A 21,664-nucleotide genomic window follows, 5' to 3' on the forward strand; every position below is an offset into this window, starting at 1 on the left:
AGTGGATTCTTTCTCAGTCGACAACAAAGAAGTGAAACTTGCCAATGGTTCCACATTATCTTATGATGCCCTGGTTGTTGCTTTAGGAAGCCAAACAGGATTCTTCGGCATTCCGGGACTTGAGGAAAACAGCATGGTCTTGAAATCCGTAAACGATGCAAACAAGATTTACAAACATATCGAAGATCGCATCCGCGAATATGCACAAACGAATAATGAAGCGGACGCAACCATCGTGATTGGCGGCGGCGGATTGACGGGCGTCGAGTTAATCGGTGAAATCGTGGATCATTTCCCTAAAATCGCCAAAAAATTCGGAGTGGACTTCAAGGACTTGAAAATCAAGCTTGTAGAAGCAGGTCCAAAAATCCTTCCGGTCCTGCCTGACCACTTGATCGAACGTGCGATGACAAGCTTGGAAGCACGTGGCGTTGAATTCTTGACAGGTCTGCCTGTAACGGGTGTTAAAGGAAATCAAATCGAATTGAAAGATGGACAAACGATAACGGCCAATACGCTTGTTTGGACAGGCGGAGTTGCGGCTCTTCCTATCGTAGGTGAATCAGGCCTTGAAGTGGATCGCGGCAAAGCGACCGTTAATGAGTATTTGCAATCCAAATCCCATAATGACGTATTCGTTGTCGGGGACAGTGCCGTTGCGTTCCCTCCAGAAGGCGGCCGTCCATACGCTCCTACTGCACAAAATGCTTGGCAAATGGGTGAGCTTGTTGGTTACAACCTATATGCAGCATTTGAAGGCAAGAAACTTGAAGAATTTTCACCTGTAAACTCAGGTACACTTGCGAGCCTTGGCCGTAAGGATGCGGTGGCAACCGTTGGGGCCAATAACACTTCCCTTAAAGGCCTGCCGGCTACATTGATGAAAGAAGCAAGTAATGTTCGCTATCTATCACACATCAAAGCCCTATTCAGCCTAGCTTATTAATTCATTATCGCCGTGACATGTTCACGGGTACATGCCCTTTATTCCCGGTCATCGGGATTAAAGGGCATTTTTTTCATGAATTTATTATAATGCCTGATCATGATGCAATGATTGACGAAAGATGTTAACAATGGACGGTACTCCATTTTGTTGCTTATCCATTCTACAAATCTCCTGTGATTAGGCAACTCTCCTAAATCCTCTCCGTTAATTTTTATTAGCCCGTTTATCGTTAACTAACGCTCCAGTATGTACCATTGCGCATATCATAAAATTAACCTTATTAAGGAGGCGTCTGTATGAAAGGGAAAAAAGGAAAAGCAGCTTCATCTGGCAGTTCATCTACCGGTAGCACTTCTACTGGTGGCAGTTCTACTGGCAGCAAGTCCACTGGTAACAAGTCCACTGGCAATAAATCTACTGGAAAATAATCTACTGGCGGCACAACTACTGGCAACACAGCTACTGGTATCATAACTACTGGTATCACATCTACAACAACAACATCTACTTCATCAAGTTCAAGCTCGTCCAATGGACGTGGTAAAAAAAGAAGAAGATAGATAGTTAAATATAAAATGCTTCTGCTTGATTAATCCCTGATTGATCAAGTGGAAGTATTTTATGATATTACGGCTTCATTAAGGTCAAGACTGTCCATAAAACATCTTATACAAGGAAGGAAGGTGAGTGTATGTCTTATCATATTCCATCTTATTTCTTAATGATAGAAGAAAAAGATCTAGAAGATTTACGTGCGGATATTTGGAGCGATGACCCTATTCCCGCCTATTTGAAAGTAGAAAACGACACTTATGTTATCGATATTGCCTATCGGGGCTCTTATACCCGCAAATTCCGGAAAAGATCCTATTGGATTGATTTCATCGAGCCAGAACGATTCTTTGGCGCCCACAAAATCCATCTCAATGCCGAATACAGAGATCCTTCCCTCATTCGCAATAAACTCTCACTCGATTTCTTTCAAGACCTTGGTGTCCTTTCCCCTCATAGCAAACACATCAACCTATTCCGAAATGGCACGTTTAAAGGTGTGTATTTACAATTGGATTCCGTCGATGGGGTTTTTTTAGAAAAAAGAGGACTTCCTGCCGGCCCGATTTATTATGCTGTCAACAATAATGCCAACTTTTCATTGGGAAGGGATGGGAAAGCGAAAGACTCCCTTACGTCAGGCTATAAACAAGCGTTTGGCAAACCCGCCGATGATGAATATCTAATCGAATTCATCAAAAAAATCAACACCACCCCACTTGCAAAGTTTCCTGAAGTAGTCTCGCAGCATCTTGATATCCATAAATACTTACGCTGGCTGGTTGGAGCCGTTTGCACCATGAATAACGACGGTTTCACTCATAACTATGCACTATATCGCAATAGTAAAACGAAGTTATTTGAAATCATTCCTTGGGATTACGATGCCACTTGGGGACGCAAAGTCAGTGGAGGGATCATGGAGCACACATATGTCCCTATCGGAGGGAAAAAGACAAACCACCTTGTTCATCTGCTCTTGCAGGTTCCGGAATACAGTAAGTTCTACAAAGACCTCTTGGTTGAAACATTGGAAACCACATTTACTGTGAAGCATATGGAAAATAAAGTATTACCACTGCACCAGGGCATACGCCCCCACATCCTTCTTGATCCATATAAAAAGAATAAGATTGATCTATTCGACAAGGAACCGGAATTCATCTTCGAATTCATTCGCAAACGCAGTGATTACTTAAATAAGCACCTTGGTAGCCTAGATGAAAAAAATGCCACGACACAACTGATAGCCAAACAGGACCGAAAAAGGGGAGTTGCTTCCGTGTCACCAATCTGCATTAAAAATACGGGGAAGTATGGCAGGGGAGTATATGCTACAAGGGATATTAAAAAAGATGAACTCATTGAGGTATCACCTGTCATCATTTCGCCCAAACATGAATGGAAATATCTAAAGAAAACCGCACTCTTTCATCACTGTTTCTATTGGGGAGATGACGATGAAACTGTCATTGCCTTAGGAAATGGTTCACTATTCAATCATTCATACACTCCAAATGCGACATTCGATAATAATTTAGAAGATTTAACGATAGACTTTTATGCACATAAAGATATAAAGGCTGGCGAGGAAATCACGATCAATTACAATGGTGAACCTGATGATAAATCCCCTTTATGGTTCGATGTCATCGAGTAGGCATTTTTTGCTTCCATTTTATTTTGAAAGAATCCATTTTGAAGGAAAATTGATCAAAATGGATTCTTTTTTTATTCAGTTTTCTTCGCTAATGTAAGGACTCTTTAACTTTACATTTTATTCGGCGCTGAAATTCCCAATAAACTTAGCGCATCCTTTAATACAACCGCCACGGAAAAAGCGAATGAGAGCTTCATTTGTTTCCATTCATCTTCAACTAAGATTTTCGTATGTGCATAATACTTATTGAATGCACGCGATAAATGCAAGCTGAATTTCGCGATTTGTGATGGATCGGCTTGTTCAAATGATTTTTGGACAATGATCGGGTATTGCTCCAACATCTGGATGACCGGCCACGCATACTCTCCTAAAGCTTCAAAAGTGATGGCCTGCTCTTTAAATTCACCCTTTTCAAGCAATGAGGAAATACGCGCAAATGTGTACTGTACATATGGACCCGTTTCTCCCTCAAAATTCATCATTTGCTCTAATGAAAAATCAATATCATTCATGCGGTTATTTTTTAAATCATTAAAGATTACCGCTCCGACACCAACCTGTCTTGCAACCAGTTCTTTCTGTTCAAGCGCTTGATTTTTTTCTTCAATATTGCGCTTCGCAGTTTCAATTGCCTCTGCCAATACATCCGCAAGCAGCACGACTTTCCCTTTACGCGTCGACATTTTCTTGCCGTCTTTTAACATCATGCCAAATGCTACGTGCTGCAAATCTTTTGACCAATCATATCCCATTTTTTCAATGACGTTAAAAAGTTGCTTAAAGTGCAGAGATTGTTCGTTCCCGACAACATAAAATGTTTTCTTCGCCCCATACTGTTTTTTACGATACATGGCTGCAGCCAAATCACGCGTCGCATAAAGTGTCGCCCCATCGGTTTTCGTAATCAAACAAGGCGGCATATCTTCCAATTGCACGACATAGGCACCTTCGGATAGAGTAAGCAAGCCCTTTTCTTTTAGTTCCCCGACAACAGCATCCATTTTGTCATTGTAAAATGCTTCTCCTGCATAGGAATCAAAACGGATGCCCAATAAATCATAAATCGTCTCAAATTCTTTTAAAGACGCATCCCTGAACCATTTCCACAATGCCAGTGCTTCCTCGTCCCCATCTTCAAGTGACTTAAAGCTTGCGCGTGCTTGTTCATTCAACGATTCATCCGTTTCAGCTCTTTCATGGAACTTCACATAGATTTTCAATAATTCCTGAATCGGCGAAGCCTCGATTGCCTCTTTATCGCCCCACAGCTCATACGCGACGATCAACTTGCCGAATTGCGTGCCCCAATCGCCTAAATGATTAATACGCACGGCGGTGTAGCCATTTTTTTCGGCAATGTTAGCCAGTGCATTCCCTATGACCGTTGAGCGTAAGTGCCCCATGGAAAAAGGCTTGGCAATATTCGGGGATGAGTAATCAATCACGACATTTTCCTCTACAGGCTGCATCGAACCATACTGATCCTTTTCCCTTAATAACTTTTGCAGCACGTTTTCCGTCACCTTCTGTTGATTGACGAAGATATTCAGATAGCCACCCACAACGTTCACTTCTTGGATCAACTCACTGTTTAATTGTTGGGCTATTTCAGATGCAATCACTTGTGGCGATTTTTTGAATTTTTTTGCAAGAGTAAAGCACGGAAAGGCGACATCACCTAACTCCATTAATTTAGGCTTTTCCATTAATTTTTCTATTTCACTTGCTGGCATTTCATTGTTCAAAGCAGTTGAAATCAATTCTGCAATTGGTTTATTCATCGACATTTTCCCTCCTAAACAAAAAAGCCCCCGCCTCTAAATAAGAGACGAGAGCATGAATTCCCGTGGTACCACTCTAGTTGCCACAATTGTGACCACTTTCCATTGTTAACGAGGTGACTCCCCGATGTTCCCTACTAAACGTTTCAAGAAATTTCTCCAAAGTGCGCTTCATTCATCCGTCCTGCATTAGGCTCCCACCATCCCTAACTCGCTTTCCATTTCGAAATGAACTACTCTCTTCATCACAGAATTTTCAATATTATAATTTAATCCATCGTACACAATTTAAAAAAACGTGTCAACAGGATTTAGGAAACAAATCCTAACCAGCCGGTAACTTCATTTTATCCTTGATGGTCGAAAAATATTTCCTTACTGTCCCTATATTGTCGCTCTGCTTATTAGACGCTTCCATTTTGGATTGGCCATCGGCTAACAGCCCTAACACTCCCATTTCCCGGCCATTATTGCTGGGAGACTCATCTATAAGTTCTGGGGAGTATATTCGCTTGCCGTCCATTATGCCGCGAATCGAGCAGGCTAACTCTTCACCCGGGCTATCCTTCAATAAATAACCACTTACATTAGCTTTTAATGCGAGTTGAAAATAACCAGTCCTTCGAAATGTCGTTAAAATGACCACTTTGCATTCAAATGACTTTAATGCTTCTGCTGCCTCAAGTCCGCTCATTACAAGCATCTCCATATCCATGATACACACATCAGGCTGTAATTGGTGTACAAGGGCCATCGCTTCTTCTCCATTACTGGCTTGCCCGACAATATCTATATCTTCTTCAAGATTGAGTAGAGAACTTATTGCCTCTAACAGCATTTGCTGATTCTCTGCAATGACAATTCGAATCATTTAAAGTTCTCTCCTTTATCGAGTTCCTTATATGAAGCAAAGACTCCCCCAAATCCAAGGATTATTAAGGGAGTCTGGAATAATACATGAACGTTACAGTTCAGATTTCACTTGAACGGGAACACTTTTTTTCGTTAAATATTTAATGTCTTTGAAGCTAACAAAATTCTTGGAATCCTCATCCCATAAACGGAAACGGAGTGAGCGCAAGCTTGTCGCAAGAGTAATCGTTGGAACGTTCTCTAAAGGCTGCGTATTATTGTGCGCCATTTCCAATTTATAGTTAGGTACCCTTGGACTTAAATGGTGAACATGATGGTAACCGATATTACCAGTAAGGAACTGCATCAGTTTTGGAAGCTTATAAAAGGAACTTCCTTCCACTGCCGCCAATACATATTCCCACTCCTCATTTTCTTCATAATAAGAGTCCTCGAATGTATGCTGGACGTAAAACAGCCAAATGCCCACTGAACCAGAAATCATGAAGATGGAACCTTGTACCAGAAGGAACGACTGCCAGCCTACTGCCAGGCAAAGCAATGCCACTAAAGCGACGATTATTACATTCGTCAAATACGTATTCATTTTTTCCTTCTTTCTAGCACCTTTACGGTTAAATCTGTTTTTAAGAAGGAAAACATAAATTGGTCCCAAACCAAACATAACCAATGGATTGCGATAAAAACGATAGGCAAAACGAAGTTTAAGCGGTGCAGCCAAATACTCATCCACCGTAAGGGTCCAAATATCCCCTGTACCCCGCTTATCCAAATTACCGCTTGTTGCGTGATGCACAGAATGCTCATGTCCCCATTGATCAAACGGGAATAAAGTCAAAACACCCATGATCGTACCGACCGCTCTATTCGCACGGCGGTTTTTGAAAAATGAATGATGCGTACAATCATGAAAAATGATGAAAATCCTTGTCAAGAAGCCAGCAGCAATTACAGCTGGAATTAAAGCTAACCAATAAGAAACGGACAGACTTATATATGCTAGGTACCATAAAATAATGAACGGCCCCAAGGTATTTACAATCTGCCATATACTTTGCTTTGTCGTTGATTGTTCAAAAGGAGCAATTTGTTTTTTCAAGTTTTTTGTATTTTGCAAGGTCATTATTCAATTGCACTTCCTTTTATTTGTCGTTATTTTATATTATATAGAAATCAACCTGAAATTATTAGTACCAGGTGTCATGACTAGAAGATGACAAATGTCATGTACAAGTCATTTTGAACGGCAAGCGTAAAAAAAGCCAACCAGTAAAAACTGATTAACCTGGTCTTATGTATAGGATTTCGTTATCGTTCTCTAAAAGATACGGGCCATGCCACATTACCCTCCACGGCAAACGGACAGTAAGTAAAATGATTTTAGGGAGATGCTTAATATCGACTAATGCTATTTATGATAGGCTTAGACTATAAGGAGTTCCATTTGAAAAACTGTAAAGGGGGATTAGATTGGATAAGGAAATGGAGAAAATAATTGTAAAATCGTTTTTCACTAAAAGGCTCCAAGATAGAGTCCTGTTCGAATTGTCTTCAGCCAAAAAGCGCAAAGATGCCTTAAGTCGCCTTTGTCATACTTACAGAAAAACTCTTCGTGAAGAGTATATCATTGATATTCCAAAACCTAATTCAGATCCAGTAGATATAGCTAAGTTACTGAAACAGAATGGTGCTGGACACTCTTGTTATGTAATATCCTGGGATGAAGATATTGATGGTAAGGAGCTACCCTTATTAACCGCCTTAGAAAAAGCTGTTGGGATGGGGATGCCTTCAATCATATCGTGTATACCAAATAAACTCGCTTATTTTGAAGCTGAACAAGAAGTCCTTCCATCTCCAAGATTTTTACTTAAAAGAAACCATATATAATTGCACACACATATAGGCCTACCAATTTTATAGTCCTATTTCTAGTGAAATATCAACATCAATCGGAATAGTCCGACCTACATCGAAATAATTCGACCTACCTAGAGTGGAGCTACAAACAGAATCGTAATTAGATTCCCTATTTTCTTCTATAAATGCCCTTTCCACAATGTACCTCTATTTTATAGCGATTCTCCATAGTAAACTGATAAAGTTAAATTTTACAAAGGGGAATAAAATAATTGTGAAAAAATTCTTTGGATGTTTTATTATATTAAGCCTTCTTTGTGCATGTCTCTTTCCAACCAATGGTAATTCATCAAGCAAAACCCTTTACATAGGTTCTGTTAAAGTGGACAATACAAAAGTTTTTAGTTCTCCTAAATTAGGTTCCACTCAATTAAAGCCCTTAAAAAAGGGCGAGGAGTTTCCCGTCATTTCTTCTTCCGTTGGGGATTCCGCGGGGCCTATTATCCATAAAGTAAAGGCTGGAAACACATTATGGAAAGTAGCAAATCAATATGGTGTTTCACTAAGTGAGCTACAGAAAGAAAATAAATTAACTGCGACCGAAATAAATGTTGGCCAAAACCTGAAGATTCCCCAGAAATATAAGATCCATAAGGTTGTATCAGGAGATACATTGTGGAAAATTTCTACTAAATATAAGGTAACCACAAGTGATTTGAAGAAATTAAACAACTTACATACGGTTACCCTTAAAGTTGGCCAAAAATTGAAGATTCCTGATTATTACTACCAGGTTCAATTGCTTGATGGTAAAAAGGGATGGATAAAGACATCCCAGCTTCAAAAAAAGGCGCAAAAACCTATCGTCATGGGATGGACGCATAATGGATCGAAAGAAAACTACACCCAACAAATTAAACAACCTAATTTAAATGTAGTATCTCCCCGTTCCTATACGCTGAAAGATTCCGGTAATTTCGTTTCCGTTTCTGTGGATGCACAATTCGTCCAAAACGCCCATAAACAAGGAAAACAAGTTTGGCAGCTTATCGGAAATCAATTTGACCCTGTTTTAACTGGTTCTGTACTAGGCAATACAAAAAAACGCCAGAAATTGGTTTCAGCTTTACGTGATTCACTTGTTAAAACGAAAAGTGATGGAATAAATGTAGATTTTGAAAACATCGATCCAAAAAACAAAAAGGACTTTGTACTTTTCATAGGCGAACTAAAAAATGCACTAAAACCATATGGAATTAAAGTATCTGTGGATGTCACCCGAGAGAATGTAGACCCTTTTTGGTCAAAAAGTCTGGATAGGAAAGCACTTGGCAAAATAGCAGACTACATCATCATAATGGGTTATGACGAGCATTGGGGAGGGAGCCCAGTAGCCGGGTCCGTTTCCTCGTTACCTTGGATCAACGAAGGAACGAAGCTTTTAATGAAAGCAGTACCTGCCCATAAGATCATATTGGCTGTACCATTTTATACGAGAGAATGGGTAACCGATTTATCGACCAAAAAAGTGAAAAGCCATGACCTTACCATGGCTGAGGTCAACAAAATCATTTCATCTCATAAACTTAAAAAGGTATGGGATAAAAAGACTCAACAAAATTACGTGGAGTATACTTCCAAAGGGGAAAAGCATCAAATATGGATAGAAGATAAAAAATCGATGAAGCTCCGTATTGACCTGGTAAAACAAAATCATCTAGGCGGTGTATCTGCTTGGTACCTTGGATCAGAAACCCCTGACATTTGGGATGTATATCATTTTAATCAATAGATTGATAGAAAAACCATAAAGAAAAAAGGCCTCACATTGTGTGCGGCCTTTTTTGCATGACATCCTTTTCATTCGGTCTTGTCGCTTTAAGTGAATAGAGCACCCCAATAAATATCAATGAAATACCCAAGATTTGAATCCTGTCCGGTTGAAATCCTGAAAGCAGAATATCCAAAAGGATGGCCACTGCCGGATCGACAAAAATCATGAAAGATACTACATTTGTAGGCAAGTGGCGGATACTATTAAAAAACAGAAGATACACGACGCCTGTATGGATGATGCCAGTAAGTACAGTATAATACCATTCGGAAGATTTTAGCGTTGTGTAGACTGAAAAATCGACAAAAGGAATCAGTAATAGAAATCCAATGAACATTTGCAGAAAAGTGGTCGCGTATACACTTGTCTTTGAAATGCTCTTTCCTAAAAGCATGGTTGCCGCATAGAAAAATGCAGCAATGACCCCATAAATAATCCCTTCCCATTCAGGGGATGCTGATCGAAATCCATCTGTTCCCATAATGAGTAATGTGCCAATGAAGCAAAGGGAAATGGCCAAGATGGAGAATAAACTCATTTTCTCCCTGAAGATGAAGCTCCCGATAATGAGTACAATGATCGGCGCTAAATGATAAAGCGAAATGGCAATTGTCACCGATATCAGCTCAAAAGATTTAAAGAGGAATATCCAGTTTAACAAGTTGGCCACCGCGCAGAAAATGATGAGCATTATCTCTCTACCATTCCATATTTCGTTCTTGAAATGTCCTGTAACCATCCATGCTGCACATAAGAATATGGCAGCACAAATGCAGCGAACAAAAACCAGTTCCAATGCAGGAAGTCCTGATAGTCCTGAAAAGAAACCGACAGATCCAAAGATCGTCATGGCTAGAGACAGTTGAAGAAGTGCTATTTTATTCATTTAATTTCCCTTCATGAAATTCCCATTTTTTACATTCATACTAACATTTCTCGGGCATGCCGTCACGTGTGATGATATTCGCCCACATTTGATCTGGAATCATTAATGTACACCTGCTATCGCGCGGCAATGTCGTCATGATCTCATCTTCCCTGCCTTCCTTTATTTTGGCGGCCCAGTCAGGTTCCATCAGTAATTCTCTTCCTAATGCGAAAAGCGGTATATTTTTCTCAAGCACAGCATTTGCTTCCTCTGGAGTATGAATCGATCCAAGTGATATGAAAGTGGTCCTGCCAGCGATGATATCGCGGATGATTTCGGTCCTTGTTAACCCCATGTTCAATCCGCTTCTGGGGATGGACCAGACATTTTTAACAGAAAGATGTAAATAGGAAAGCTCTTGACTTGCTAATTTATCCACCAATGAAGTTGTGTCATCCATTTTCAATCCGCCTTCTTCCGGTTCTTCGGGGGAGAAGCGATACCCAATAATGAATTCCTTTTCTGCGTATAGATTACGGATCCGCTTCACCTCCGCGATGACGGCAAGTGGAAAATGCATTCTATTCTCCAAATTCCCGCCCCAATGGTCTCTCCGTCTGTTAGAGTGGGGTGAGAAAAACTGCTGAAGGAGATATCCATTCGCTCCATGGATTTCGACGCCATCGAATCCTGAACGAATGGCATGGCGGGTGGCTCTTCCAAAGTCTTGAATAGTGGATAGAATCTCAGTGTGACTCATGGACCTTGGAATGTATTCCCCGCCCATTTCTTTATAAACGCTTGCAATGATACCACTCGGACTAACCATTTTTTCTCCGCCTGTACAGCTTGGAAGGCTCTCGCTTCCGCCATGATGAAGCTGGAGAATGGCTTTTGCACCTTTTGATTTGATTGTTTTTGAAAGCTGGGTGAGTCCTGCGATGCTTTGTTCATCATATACTTTCATTTGCCGGGGAAAGCTTGTAGCAACAGGGGAAATGGCGGCAGCGGCAGTAATGAACATGGCAGGTCCATCTGCCCTTCTTTTATAGTAAGCTAATTCCTGATCAGAAACCAAGCCATCCTCTTGACCAGAATAAGTGGTCATGGGCGCAACTACAATCCTGTTTTTAAGAACCGTTCCATTAGAAAGCGTGTACGGTGAAAAAATTTGCTCGTATTTCCGTTTCATCATTTTCCCATCACCCATTCGTATTTTATTTTTGTAATTTTATTGTATTCTCGGCCAAACCATAAGTAAAATGAATGTTTTTCATTACTTGGATTAGAGATTCTCATGTATAATTTATTACAAGAAAGGCGTGGGGCATATGAATTTTTTTCAGCTGGAAGTGTTTTTACATGTTGTTGAACACGGAAGTTTTACGAAAGCGGGAGACCGGATCGGACTGACTCAATCAGGGGTAAGCCATAACATTACAGCGCTTGAAGCGGAGCTTGGTGTGACTTTATTAAAGCGTGACCGAAAAGGTGTAACACTCACGACTGCGGGAGAGCAGGTAATTCCACATATGCGGGCAATCGCTGCCAACCTTGCACATATCGAACAAAAAATTGCAGCTGTGAATGGAATGGAAATCGGGAAAATAACGATCGGCAGTTTTCCAAGCTTCACTGCCAGATTCATACCGCAGCTATTCTCTGCGTTTAAAGAAAAATACCCTAATATCGAATTGCTGATTCATGAAGGTGGATATGAGGAAATCTTAAAATGGATTGAAGAAGGAACAGTGGACATCGGCTTTGCAGCAAAACCCGTGAAGAATGTGGAATTCATCCATCTGCTAACAGATCCTTTATCAGCTGTCGTGTACGAAGGCCATCCACTTTCAGGGAAAACCGTAATTAACCTAGAGGACTTCGTTAATGAACCATTCATCATGCTGCGTTCTGGCTGTGAAACACTCATAGAAGATAGATTCCTTGAAGCCAAGCTAAAACCAAACATTTCATACGACATAAAAGACAATCAAACGGTGCTATCAATGGTAGCAGGAAAATTAGGCATCACGATAATGCCCGACCTTGCATTACCGGAAAAGCCCGAACGGATCAAAGGCCTGCCCTTGAATCCGGAACTTACCCGGGAGATTGGATTGGTCATGAAGTCGTCTAAAGACCTTTCACCCGTCGCAAAGGAATTTTCAAAAGTCGTTCAAGACTATTTCTGCGGGTAATGAGCTGACATTATGAAAAAAACAAGAATCCCCTTTTCATGGAAAAGGGGATTCCTTTCGTGCAGTGATCATCCGAAGAATAGATCCAGCAGATTACTGCCTGCAGATGATTGCTTATTATAAAACTCCGAATAACCGCAATTCTTGCAATACACAACCGTAAATTGATTATTCTGGACATCGAACATTTTTGACAAGCCTGTTCCTGTCATGGCTACGTCCTTCTTAGCAGCATCATTGCTTCCGCATTTCATGCAACCCTTTTCGTTCATGATCCTTCATCTCCCAATCTATATATAAATACCGGTCCAGCATCGTACATAATTAAATATACGAATAAAGTAATGAATGGTTTCAGAACTTACAACAAAGTGGAAATTAATTCCTTTAACCTACTCTTTATCGCATCGCTTTCTTAAACGGCCAAACCCCTTAAACGAGGACACTCGGGGAAAAAACATTACATGACCTCTGCATCATCCAATCGGATTTCTGCAACCCTTCCACCTTGAACACACCAAAATTCTAAAGTAATATTCCGTTTATGGTCAATGTAGCCGATAATATCCGCTCCCTGTTCATAACTTTTATAATAATGATCTCCATACTTCGAAAGAACGTCCGCCTTCTTACTTCCTAATTTAATACCTTTGCTTGTTTGTAGGGAGTTTTCAAATAAATCGTCGTCCGTACTTGAAATGATTAACCGCTTAATTTTCCCTTTATCCTCGTCTGTATTGATAGAGGCCGTTTTTAACCCGCCCTTCCAATAATAATAATCATATGCATTATTATTATCTTGATCGATGGGTTCTCCATATTCCCTAATAAATTCTGGACTCGATATGTTATCCAAAACCTTAAATCCCCCGATAGATTCATCAGACAAATCTGTTGATTTTGTCAAATTTTCAGAGAATGCCGAGTACACATAAAAACCTAATGCTGTTCCAATAATAATAAGTACAATTATTAACTTTCGTTTATCATGCATCTTTCCCATCTTTGAATCTACTCCATCTCTATCGGATTATTTCCGTCGGTCGACTATTCTGTAAATGGAGCTACTAACTGGCGAACAGGTAGGAACTGATCCCCATTATGAGTCCTCCGCCTATCCCGATCACTACGCCAACATTGTCCATTGTGAAATGATCATGCCGGTTAGAAATAAAGAGAGTCCTATAAGCCCTATTAACAGAACCTTTTTTTTTTCATTTTACACCCCTATGTCCTACTAAATATCCTCATATTATCTTATACGGATAAATTTGGATAAAGGTTTCACTTTTTCAAGCAGCAATTGGCTCATGCATTCTATGTTGCATAAGAAAAACCGAAATCAGCTACTGATTTCGGTTTTTCCGGTTTGGACTGTTTAATTAGTGATATCTTTTTTCTGGAAGAAGAAGAAAGTTAGCGCTAAAAAGATAAGGTAATAGATGCCGAGTACACTCATTGAAAATCCAAGTGTAGCTCCATCGAACATTTCCATGGTTCCGGAAATATAGCCCCTTAAATCAAGATGGGGGAATAAGACGAATTTTAACCACTCGTATTTGCCGATGAATGATTGAATGACCATATTTAATGTCGAGGAGGCAAATAGGATGAAAATGGATATACCAACTGCAAGTGCTTGGTTTTTAAATAATGTACTTAGCATGAAAGCGATGGTCGTGATGACCAAGAATCCTGGTATCCAGTAAACGATCATGTCCACGAAATATTCGCCGACCACCACCGGACTGAATTCACCGAAGGATGCGGGATCCATGATTTTGTCAGAATACGAGCCATTGCCAAAGAATATCATTCCGATTAGATAACTGAATATAATTAGGCTCGCAAGTAATAACGCTGCAAATAACAAGGAAGTAATATATTTGGAAAGTAGGATCTTCCAACGTTTATAAGGCCTGATCAACAGTTGTTTAATGGTGCCATCCGAAAATTCAGAGGAAACGAGCGAGCTGCAAACAATAACGACGAATAAAGTGATAAATGATGTTAATGATGTCGTCCATTCCGCCATATAAGTCCAATTCGTGTTCAAGTCAGGGTTTATATCATCAGCCAACAGTTGCTTGTTGAGATTGATTTCATCCATGATTGCGGCTTTTTCATCTTCACTGATTTCCTTAACTTCCAAAGCCTTTTCCTGTTTTTGTATATCTGCCTTTAATTCTTGTTTCCAATCTTTACCTGATTCTTCGGGACTTAGTTTATAATCTATGACTGCAGCCCCTAATGCTGCCAATAAAAGAAAAGCGATGAATATATAAGTTGATACTTTTGAAAAGATTTTCATCCATTCATTTTTTACTAAGGACATCATACAGACTCCCTCATTTCCTGCTCAGTGATTTCAAAGAATTTATCTTCCAGTGATTTTCTAGTAATGCCAATTTCATAGACATCCAGTTGATTTTCAATAAAACTCCTATTAATATTGGCCGTTTGTTCACGAGTGGCCGATACGGAGATTGTCTTCGCATCATATTTCAGAATCGTAATATCCCCAAACTGTTCTTGAAGGATTTTTTTAGCTAGCTTCCCATCACTGACAGTGAATGAAACTTCATTGATCGTTTCGGTTTTTTCATCTAAAATATGTTCTTTCGTATGTATCAGTTTTCCCTTTTCGATAACGGCAAAACTATCGCACATCAATTGCATTTCTGATAGTAAATGTGATGAAATCAATATCCCGACGCCTTCACTCGCAAGTACTTTCAAATAATCACGAAACTCGCGAATCCCTTGTGGATCCAAGCCGTTCGTCGGTTCATCAAAAATCAATAACGACGGTTTATGTAAAATGGCCTGTGCCACGCCAAGGCGCTGACGCATCCCTAATGAATAGGTTTTAACCTTTTTATCGATGGCATGATCCAGTTTGACAAGCTTGATGACCTCTTCTATTCTCTCATTGGATATGTCATTGGATGACATTCGGGCATAATGGAGGATATTCTTTCTGCCTGTCATGTACTTATAAAACTCTGGGTTTTCAACAATGGCCCCCAATTGGTTCATCGCACCCTCGAAATCATGATCGAGGTCACTGCCATTGATCATGACAGTACCTCCCGTACGATTGATGAGACCTGTGATCATACGGATGATAGTGGTCTTCCCTGCCCCATTCGGACCAAGCAAACCAAATATTTCATTACTTTTTATTTCAAAGCTAACATTGTCTACAATGATTGCTTTTCCAATTTTTTTAGTTAAGGATTGTACCTTAAGAACCGATTCAGACATATAATACCTTCCTTTTTTCAGTTTTTCCAAAATCACACAAATCCTACATTACCATATTATGCATATTATTACTATACTGATATTCTTCCATTTGGATATATGCACAGCTACAATCAATAGATTTGAATTTCACCGTTCTTTCTTTTACCCCATGATCATTTCCCATCCAATCCTTATTGCGCAATAACATCAAACTCTCATTAAAACCTTCCGCCGGCGTCAGCTTCCCGCTCCCATTTTCATAAACACTGCCATCACTTTTTTCCTCTAAACAGCAACAACTCCTATGTACCTTTTTCTTTTAATACGTTTTTGTTTGAATAAAGTTTCAGGGTTATTTTATCTAATTAGGAAAATTTATGGATAATCACAAGTTGAAAAATATATAAGTAAAGCCGATGGAAATAGCCAGCCCAAATGCAAAAAGAAGGACCTTTCTAACAATAGATGGTAAAAGCCTATATATCATCATTAAAATTACATCGATGAAATTCGCTGGTATTCCGGAGCCGAACTCTTTGATCTCTTTCTTTTTGCCAAAAATGGCGAACCACATTACAAAAAGACCGCATAAAATAAAAATGATGGAAAAAATCTTATATCCCATTGTATGTCACCCGTTTCCTCATAGGTTAAACGATATTGTTATATTCTTATCTTAACTGGGGTTTCCTGATTCAAGTTTCAAAATGAATTCTTCAACCTCTTCCCCTCTTGCATGGGAATACCCTTTATCTTCATCGAATCTTTCAAATCCGCATTTTTCCAGCACCTTGATGGATGCGAGATTATCCTTGGCTGCGCGAGCATAAAGTGGGCGGACTATTATTTTCGGCAAAAAATTGAGCAGTGCTTCTGTAGCTATTCCTTTACCCCAATATTACTTTCCGATCCAATAACTCACTTCAGTGTTACCAAACTGTTCAAACTTGAGAATGCTGCCCGCTACACATCCGTTGTGAATTATGGTTATTTTTTGAAATATCCCGGTACGATAAAATGTTCTTCCAATGCGTCAAAAAAGCCATTTTGTCTGATGGATCCTTGGATGTGAAAGCAGCCATATAGTTTGCGGCAGGATCTAGTTGCTGCTCGAAAAAGATAGGAAGATCACTCTCTTTGAACTCCCGCAGCCGGACTCCTTCGTCATTGGTTTCCAATCCCATAATGGCACCCTCCCCACCAATTCATTAAAAACCGGAAAAACCGAAGACTCTGCCATCTTCGGCGTGGTTTCATTCCTTTATCATACTATAATTTCCTTCGAACGCTTATTGCTCAATATGTTTTATAACGTCAGACAAGCTCTTATCCCCCATTGATCGGAGGCGTAAATGATGATTTTCAAAAGCTAAAGCTTCCGTCACAGGATTAGGAACGATTACACACTTTAATCCTGCAGTCAGGGCCGCTTGAAGCCCATTTAACGAATCTTCAAATGCTACGGCTTCTGTCGGCCGAATGCCCAGGACTTCAATTGCCTTTACATACAAATCAGGCGCAGGTTTTACTTTTTCAACATCATCCCCTGTGATTAGAACTTCAAAATAGTTTAACAGTCCAAGTTCCCCCAAATGATGAGTGACCCACTCTTTAGTCGAGCTTGAAGCGAGGGTGATTTTATATCCATTGTTTTTTGCTTCTTCTAAATAATCCTTTACACCTTCACGTGCCTGTGATGTTTTCATTTTGACTTCATGAAGGCTTTTTGCTCTGGATTCAATTTCTTCAATATTACAACTTTCCCCCAGCTGATCCTTGAAGTACTGATTAAGTTCAGTATTATCCGTTCCGATACATTTTACGAAATGTTCCAGAGGCAAATCAGATTTATAAAAAGCCATCGTTTCTTTATAAGCCTCATACCAAGCCGTTTCTGTGTCTAAAATTAAACCATCAAAGTCGAAAATAACTGCTTTAATCATAATGATTTCCTCCTTTAACCTTGAAATGGAATTTCTATTAACATAAACGTACATGAATGAATTCCCTTGTTCAACCAAACGGTTCCATTCGTTCCACGGGAAGCTCGATTTTTTCCATATTTAGTTAATCACTAAGGACATGGTAACCCGATGTCCGCCTCATTTCTTTTTTATATGTTACATGTTTTAACAATTACTTAGTGCCTTCGCGGTGTTTTTCCTTAACTGCGCCTAAAAGAGTGATAGTTTAACGAATGGTTTAATTGCAGGAAACAACGAGGAGGATAAACATGAAGAAAATTTTATTAACGATCCTAACGGCTTCTGTATTCATTCTAGGAGTTTACATGCCAACAAAAGGCGAAGCCGCTGCTTTGGATCGCACACTTTCATTTGGAATGAGTAATAGTGATGTTAAAGACTTACAAGAATTATTACTGACAAAAGGGGTTTTTCCCTATCATGAAGCAACAGGTTACTTCGGACCGATTACAAAAGAATCCGTAAAGAAATATCAGGAAAAATCAGGACTGAAAGTCGATGGAATAGCAGGAACACAAACGAATCAGAAAATACAGGTACTAAAAAGCGGGGATATGGGAAGACCTGTAGCTGAACTGCAAAGATTATTGAAGGCCTGGGATGTTTACACATCAACGATCGATGGGATTTATGGAACAGGTACAAAGCAAGCCGTCATCAACTTTCAAAAGCAAAAGGGATTATCCGCTGATGGAATAGCCGGTGCTCGGACCTTCAGTAAATTAAAAGAAAGAGCAAGTTCAGCAAGCTCTGCCGTTAAAGAAATAACGGTAACAAGTACAGCATATACAGCGAGTTGCCAGGGATGCTCAGGCACTACAAGAATGGGCGTTGACCTAAAAAAATATGATGATGCCAAACTGATAGCAGTCGATCCGAACGTGATTCCGCTAGGCTCCACCGTTGAAGTCGAAGGCTATGGACGAGCAATCGCTGCAGACACGGGCGGTGCCATCAAAGGAAACAGAATCGATGTATTCATCGCGAGTGAAGCGGATGCTTTAACGTGGGGAAGAAAGCAAGTGAACGTGAAGATAATTAAATGATGCGTGACATACACATCGTTTTCATATAAAAATAGATACATAACCAAACCGAGAGAGCATGTATTGAATTAATTCATGCTCTTTTGGTCTGTTCAAACCATTTTGTACATGATAATATCATCGACGTATTCACGTTCGCTCATCTTGAATTCCTTTATTTTACGGCCCTCTTCAACAAATCCCATCTTCTTATACAGTGATATTGCCCGCTGATTTGTTGAAAAAACTCCCAAGCTAACCTTTTCAATGAACGGATTTGCTTCTGCCCATTCCAATAATGCTTTTATAAGCTCTTTTCCAATTCCTTTCCCTCTGTAATTTTTCCTGATCATCATTCCAAATGAGCCCTTGTGGGACATTCTCTTCCTATTTTCCGATTGAAATCCTATCCACCCAATGACTTCACCATTTATTTCGGCCACGATGATGGTTTCTCGTTCATTTTCCAATAACCTTCGTATCCAATCCCTTTGTTGTTCTGGTGTTTTATTGAACTCCTCCGAAACCGCAATAAAATACTCTCCTTCGGAAATAACGGAATTCTGTACATCCAAAACCGCTTCCGCATCCGCCAATTCACCAGTCCGAATGATGTAATTTTTCATACCTGACATCCCAATCCCCCTTAATGAACCATGTTCGGATCGAAGTGAACAATAGGACGGCTTTCGATAATTCTTTGTTCGATATTTTTGACGGTTTTGTATAATTGACCATCTGCATTCTTCAAATCATACTTTTTATGAAAAAAATTATATAACGTAATATCCCTTAACTTTAAAAATAAAGGAATCGTTTCGTATTCTTCAGGTGCCAGGATATTTTCCGTCTCATAGCCTTTTATGAATTCCCTCATGAACTTGGCGGCATATTCATCGAGCCCTTTTATTCCTTCACGTTCCAAGCTCCATATCAGATAGTACAGAGGTATGGCCAAATCGCTGGCAAACCAGTGATAAGAACAGTCATCAAAGTCAAAAACATGAATCTTCCCCTCATGAAAATGGAAATTGCCGTTATGTATATCAGAATGGATCAATCCAAAATTGTCTTGACGAACTGGAAGGGCATTTAATTTCTTCTTGATTAATTCTTGTTGGTGCATCAAATGCTTCGGAACATCGGATTGGTAGAGTTCGGCATTCAATAGTTCCTCTTCATGCCAATCCAGCCTTTTATATTTTGTTTCAGGCTGATAATTTTTAGTTTGTTTATGCATTTGGCCAATCGTTCTTCCCCATTCAAAAAATAAAGGTTCATCGAAATTTTCATCGGTGACTTTCATCCTTACACCAGGAGCTTTTTCAAACAGGCAACAATAAAATTCCGTACCATCCGAACCCTTTACAATTTCAACCAAGTTATCTTCTTTCGAAGAGATGACTTTAGGAATTTCACTACTATTATTCTGTAAATATTCAATCCACTTTAACTCAGCAAGCACTTGACCCTTTGTACGATGTGATTGATGTGTCATTCTTAAGATGTATGGCGTTCCATCCCTGTAAACCTCAAATACATAGTTCTCTGCATCTCCAAGTTTTACTGGATTCCCAGCATTCACTTGAAAAAAATGCCCAGCCAATTTCACCAATTCCTCAGAAAAAACCCGCTCTACCGATGCTTCCATGATCTCCACTCCCATTAATGATATAGCTAACTTTATTAATAAAAACGATTTATACTATGCTTTATACGATACCAAAATGCCTTTTCCCTTTATTTGTCTATCATTCTTTTTTACAATATGCATGGCCAGGTCAATCGAGGATTCACATGCACGTTGTAAGGATGATGGAATCTTGTTTTGTATAGTCCTTTAGGTTTTCGGGATTATTCGCGTATACAACCTTAACGCGGTTCATGCAACGCTCGATTGCACTGATCTGCTGATCAAAGACTCGGGTTGCCTCAATCAAGCCGGGATGCTTTTGATATGCTGAAGGATCATTCGGTTATTGATGAAGATATAGCTAGGCGCTTAAAAGCTATGGTTGGATTTAGAAACATTGCTGTTCATGATTACCAAAACATTAATTTAGACATATTAGAACAAATCGTAGTGAATCATCTCAGTGATTTCACTGCTTTTACGAAACAAATCCTGAATTTCCAAGGCATGCGGTGAAAGATGTATCCAACGAAGAGCTCTTGCTTTTTCATACTTCAAAAAAAAAAAAAAACGCCCAATAGGGCGCGTCCAAAATCAAGTTTCCTTTTCTTCTTCATTCGCTATTTTATTGAACTTCAAGATCGTTTCTTCAATTACTGGATTATTGAATTCCTCTTGGATGGCTGATAGTACAAATTTATCTTCACCATTCATTTCATCCCAAGCATTAACTCTGTAATCTGGATCATTATTATGCTCTGATCCTTGCCAAGTATTTGATTTGCCGTTTTGTTCCTCGTTATTTGACAACTATCTTCACCTCTTAAACATAGTAGAGTTCGTACCAATCATACACAGAAAAAGTTAACTTTTTAAAAATCTTCCTTGATTGAAATGGGTGAACCCGTTGAGGTATGTTGATTAACCCAGTCAAGCGACACTTTTGAAACGGCATTCCACTCGGGTATTTGGGCTTTATGTTGTTCCACCCAGCTCATGCAATATTGCGGGTCTATATTGCCTTCTTGCGATTTCGCCAAGAATGACTGAATTGTGGTTTCGGTACAGTTTTCCCATGATCCACATGTATCCTGCCAAATATGCTCCATTTTCATTTGTATATTTTCGTTAGCCATTGGGTTTCCTCCTTAAATGAATGTTACTTTTTGATATCTTAATTAAGTATGTCCAAGG

General features: G+C 39.6%; 23 protein-coding genes, 3 pseudogenes and 1 other annotated feature. Of the genes and pseudogenes, 8 read left to right on the forward strand and 18 right to left on the reverse strand.

What is annotated here, in order from left to right; genetic code table 11:
* A partial coding sequence (locus J7J00_RS23900; protein ID WP_214795199.1) for an NAD(P)/FAD-dependent oxidoreductase occupies nt 1–946 on the forward strand: 946 nt, incomplete at its 5' end.
* A 283-nt stretch (nt 947–1,229) separates the two neighbouring features.
* On the opposite strand, the gene J7J00_RS23905 is transcribed toward J7J00_RS23900, so the two are convergent.
* Complete coding sequence (locus J7J00_RS23905) at nt 1,230–1,421, reverse strand: hypothetical protein (RefSeq protein WP_214795201.1); 192 nt, start codon at nt 1,419–1,421, stop codon at nt 1,230–1,232.
* A gap of 219 nt (nt 1,422–1,640) precedes the next feature.
* On the opposite strand from J7J00_RS23905, the pseudogene J7J00_RS23910 reads away from it, so the two are divergent.
* Nucleotides 1,641–2,720: pseudogene (locus J7J00_RS23910) on the forward strand (CotH kinase family protein); the annotation flags it as partial.
* Nucleotides 2,721–2,783: 63 nt separating this feature from the next.
* Nucleotides 2,784–3,161, forward strand: a complete 378-nt coding sequence (locus J7J00_RS28395) for an SET domain-containing protein (RefSeq protein WP_309487235.1) — start codon at nt 2,784–2,786, stop codon at nt 3,159–3,161.
* Nucleotides 3,162–3,271: 110 nt separating this feature from the next.
* Here the strand turns inward: J7J00_RS28395 and argS are convergent, their stop codons facing one another.
* The 3 genes from argS to desA form a co-directional block, all read right to left on the reverse strand.
* Nucleotides 3,272–4,951: an arginine--tRNA ligase gene (argS, locus tag J7J00_RS23915; RefSeq protein WP_396020608.1), complete on the reverse strand. Its 1,680-nt coding sequence runs from the start codon at nt 4,949–4,951 to the stop codon at nt 3,272–3,274.
* A gap of 34 nt (nt 4,952–4,985) precedes the next feature.
* Nucleotides 4,986–5,203: a binding site (T-box leader), on the reverse strand.
* 67 nt (nt 5,204–5,270) lie between these two features.
* Nucleotides 5,271–5,816 (reverse strand): response regulator, encoded by a 546-nt coding sequence (locus tag J7J00_RS23920; protein ID WP_214795207.1) that lies wholly within the window; start codon nt 5,814–5,816, stop codon nt 5,271–5,273.
* A gap of 93 nt (nt 5,817–5,909) precedes the next feature.
* Nucleotides 5,910–6,941 carry a Delta(5) desaturase DesA gene (gene desA, locus J7J00_RS23925; protein ID WP_214795209.1) on the reverse strand — a complete coding sequence of 344 codons (1,032 nt, stop codon included), beginning with the start codon at nt 6,939–6,941 and terminating at the stop codon, nt 5,910–5,912.
* A gap of 347 nt (nt 6,942–7,288) precedes the next feature.
* Between desA and J7J00_RS23930 the strand changes: the two genes are divergently transcribed.
* Together J7J00_RS23930 and J7J00_RS23935 are read left to right on the forward strand one after the other, a co-directional pair.
* Complete coding sequence (locus J7J00_RS23930) at nt 7,289–7,708, forward strand: hypothetical protein (RefSeq protein WP_214795211.1); 420 nt, start codon at nt 7,289–7,291, stop codon at nt 7,706–7,708.
* Nucleotides 7,709–8,060: 352 nt separating this feature from the next.
* A complete protein-coding gene (locus J7J00_RS23935; protein ID WP_309487233.1) occupies nt 8,061–9,470 on the forward strand; it encodes a LysM peptidoglycan-binding domain-containing protein in 1,410 nt (469 codons plus the stop codon).
* Between the two features lie 31 nt (nt 9,471–9,501).
* Here the strand turns inward: J7J00_RS23935 and J7J00_RS23940 are convergent, their stop codons facing one another.
* Both J7J00_RS23940 and J7J00_RS23945 read right to left on the reverse strand, forming a co-directional pair.
* Nucleotides 9,502–10,398 (reverse strand): DMT family transporter, encoded by an 897-nt coding sequence (locus tag J7J00_RS23940; RefSeq protein WP_214795215.1) that lies wholly within the window; start codon nt 10,396–10,398, stop codon nt 9,502–9,504.
* A 40-nt stretch (nt 10,399–10,438) separates the two neighbouring features.
* A complete protein-coding gene (locus J7J00_RS23945; RefSeq protein ID WP_214795217.1) occupies nt 10,439–11,575 on the reverse strand; it encodes an NADH-dependent flavin oxidoreductase in 1,137 nt (378 codons plus the stop codon).
* Between the two features lie 136 nt (nt 11,576–11,711).
* Between J7J00_RS23945 and J7J00_RS23950 the strand changes: the two genes are divergently transcribed.
* Nucleotides 11,712–12,578: a LysR family transcriptional regulator gene (locus tag J7J00_RS23950; RefSeq protein WP_214795218.1), complete on the forward strand. Its 867-nt coding sequence runs from the start codon at nt 11,712–11,714 to the stop codon at nt 12,576–12,578.
* 68 nt (nt 12,579–12,646) lie between these two features.
* On the opposite strand, the gene J7J00_RS23955 is transcribed toward J7J00_RS23950, so the two are convergent.
* From J7J00_RS23955 to J7J00_RS23985, 7 genes and pseudogenes are all read right to left on the reverse strand, one after another.
* A complete protein-coding gene (locus J7J00_RS23955; protein WP_098373407.1) occupies nt 12,647–12,850 on the reverse strand; it encodes a zinc ribbon domain-containing protein in 204 nt (67 codons plus the stop codon).
* 188 nt (nt 12,851–13,038) lie between these two features.
* On the reverse strand, nt 13,039–13,581 hold the full coding sequence (locus J7J00_RS23960; protein WP_286201553.1) for a hypothetical protein: 543 nt from the start codon (nt 13,579–13,581) through the stop codon (nt 13,039–13,041).
* A 375-nt stretch (nt 13,582–13,956) separates the two neighbouring features.
* Nucleotides 13,957–14,913 carry an ABC transporter permease gene (locus J7J00_RS23965; protein ID WP_214795220.1) on the reverse strand — a complete coding sequence of 319 codons (957 nt, stop codon included), beginning with the start codon at nt 14,911–14,913 and terminating at the stop codon, nt 13,957–13,959.
* Nucleotides 14,913–15,845, reverse strand: a complete 933-nt coding sequence (locus J7J00_RS23970; protein WP_214795222.1) for an ABC transporter ATP-binding protein — start codon at nt 15,843–15,845, stop codon at nt 14,913–14,915. The genes J7J00_RS23965 and J7J00_RS23970 overlap by 1 nt, the downstream gene beginning before the upstream one ends.
* 367 nt (nt 15,846–16,212) lie before the next feature.
* Complete coding sequence (locus tag J7J00_RS23975; RefSeq protein WP_214795224.1) at nt 16,213–16,452, reverse strand: hypothetical protein; 240 nt, start codon at nt 16,450–16,452, stop codon at nt 16,213–16,215.
* 51 nt (nt 16,453–16,503) lie between these two features.
* A pseudogene (locus J7J00_RS23980) lies at nt 16,504–17,011 on the reverse strand (GNAT family N-acetyltransferase).
* Nucleotides 17,012–17,116: 105 nt separating this feature from the next.
* Entirely contained in the window at nt 17,117–17,770 is a 654-nt protein-coding gene (locus J7J00_RS23985; RefSeq protein WP_214795226.1) for an HAD family hydrolase, read from the reverse strand.
* Nucleotides 17,771–18,060: 290 nt separating this feature from the next.
* Here J7J00_RS23985 and J7J00_RS23990 point away from each other — a divergent pair, with 290 nt between their 5' ends.
* Nucleotides 18,061–18,858, forward strand: coding sequence for a peptidoglycan-binding protein (locus J7J00_RS23990; protein ID WP_286201554.1), 798 nt, complete (start codon nt 18,061–18,063; stop codon nt 18,856–18,858).
* 92 nt (nt 18,859–18,950) lie between these two features.
* Here J7J00_RS23990 and J7J00_RS23995 read toward each other — a convergent pair whose 3' ends face one another.
* From J7J00_RS23995 to J7J00_RS24005, 3 genes are all read right to left on the reverse strand, one after another.
* Nucleotides 18,951–19,472, reverse strand: coding sequence for a GNAT family N-acetyltransferase (locus tag J7J00_RS23995; RefSeq protein WP_214795228.1), 522 nt, complete (start codon nt 19,470–19,472; stop codon nt 18,951–18,953).
* An 11-nt stretch (nt 19,473–19,483) separates the two neighbouring features.
* Complete coding sequence (locus tag J7J00_RS24000) at nt 19,484–20,488, reverse strand: phosphotransferase enzyme family protein (RefSeq protein WP_214795230.1); 1,005 nt, start codon at nt 20,486–20,488, stop codon at nt 19,484–19,486.
* Between the two features lie 142 nt (nt 20,489–20,630).
* Complete coding sequence (locus tag J7J00_RS24005; RefSeq protein ID WP_214795254.1) at nt 20,631–20,777, reverse strand: hypothetical protein; 147 nt, start codon at nt 20,775–20,777, stop codon at nt 20,631–20,633.
* On the opposite strand from J7J00_RS24005, the pseudogene hepT reads away from it, so the two are divergent.
* Nucleotides 20,747–20,986 (forward strand): annotated as a pseudogene (gene hepT, locus J7J00_RS24010) (type VII toxin-antitoxin system HepT family RNase toxin); the annotation flags it as partial. The gene J7J00_RS24005 and the pseudogene hepT overlap by 31 nt on opposite strands.
* A 78-nt stretch (nt 20,987–21,064) precedes the next feature.
* On the opposite strand, the gene J7J00_RS24015 reads toward hepT, so the two are convergent.
* Entirely contained in the window at nt 21,065–21,280 is a 216-nt protein-coding gene (locus tag J7J00_RS24015) for a hypothetical protein (protein WP_214795234.1), read from the reverse strand.
* Nucleotides 21,281–21,342: 62 nt separating this feature from the next.
* Nucleotides 21,343–21,606, reverse strand: coding sequence for a hypothetical protein (locus J7J00_RS24020; RefSeq protein WP_214795236.1), 264 nt, complete (start codon nt 21,604–21,606; stop codon nt 21,343–21,345).
* Between the last annotated feature and the right edge of the window lie 58 nt (nt 21,607–21,664).

Source organism: Bacillus sp. ISL-4 (genome assembly GCF_018613275.1).
GTDB classification, from domain to species: domain Bacteria; phylum Bacillota; class Bacilli; order Bacillales; family DSM-1321; genus Peribacillus; species Peribacillus simplex_E.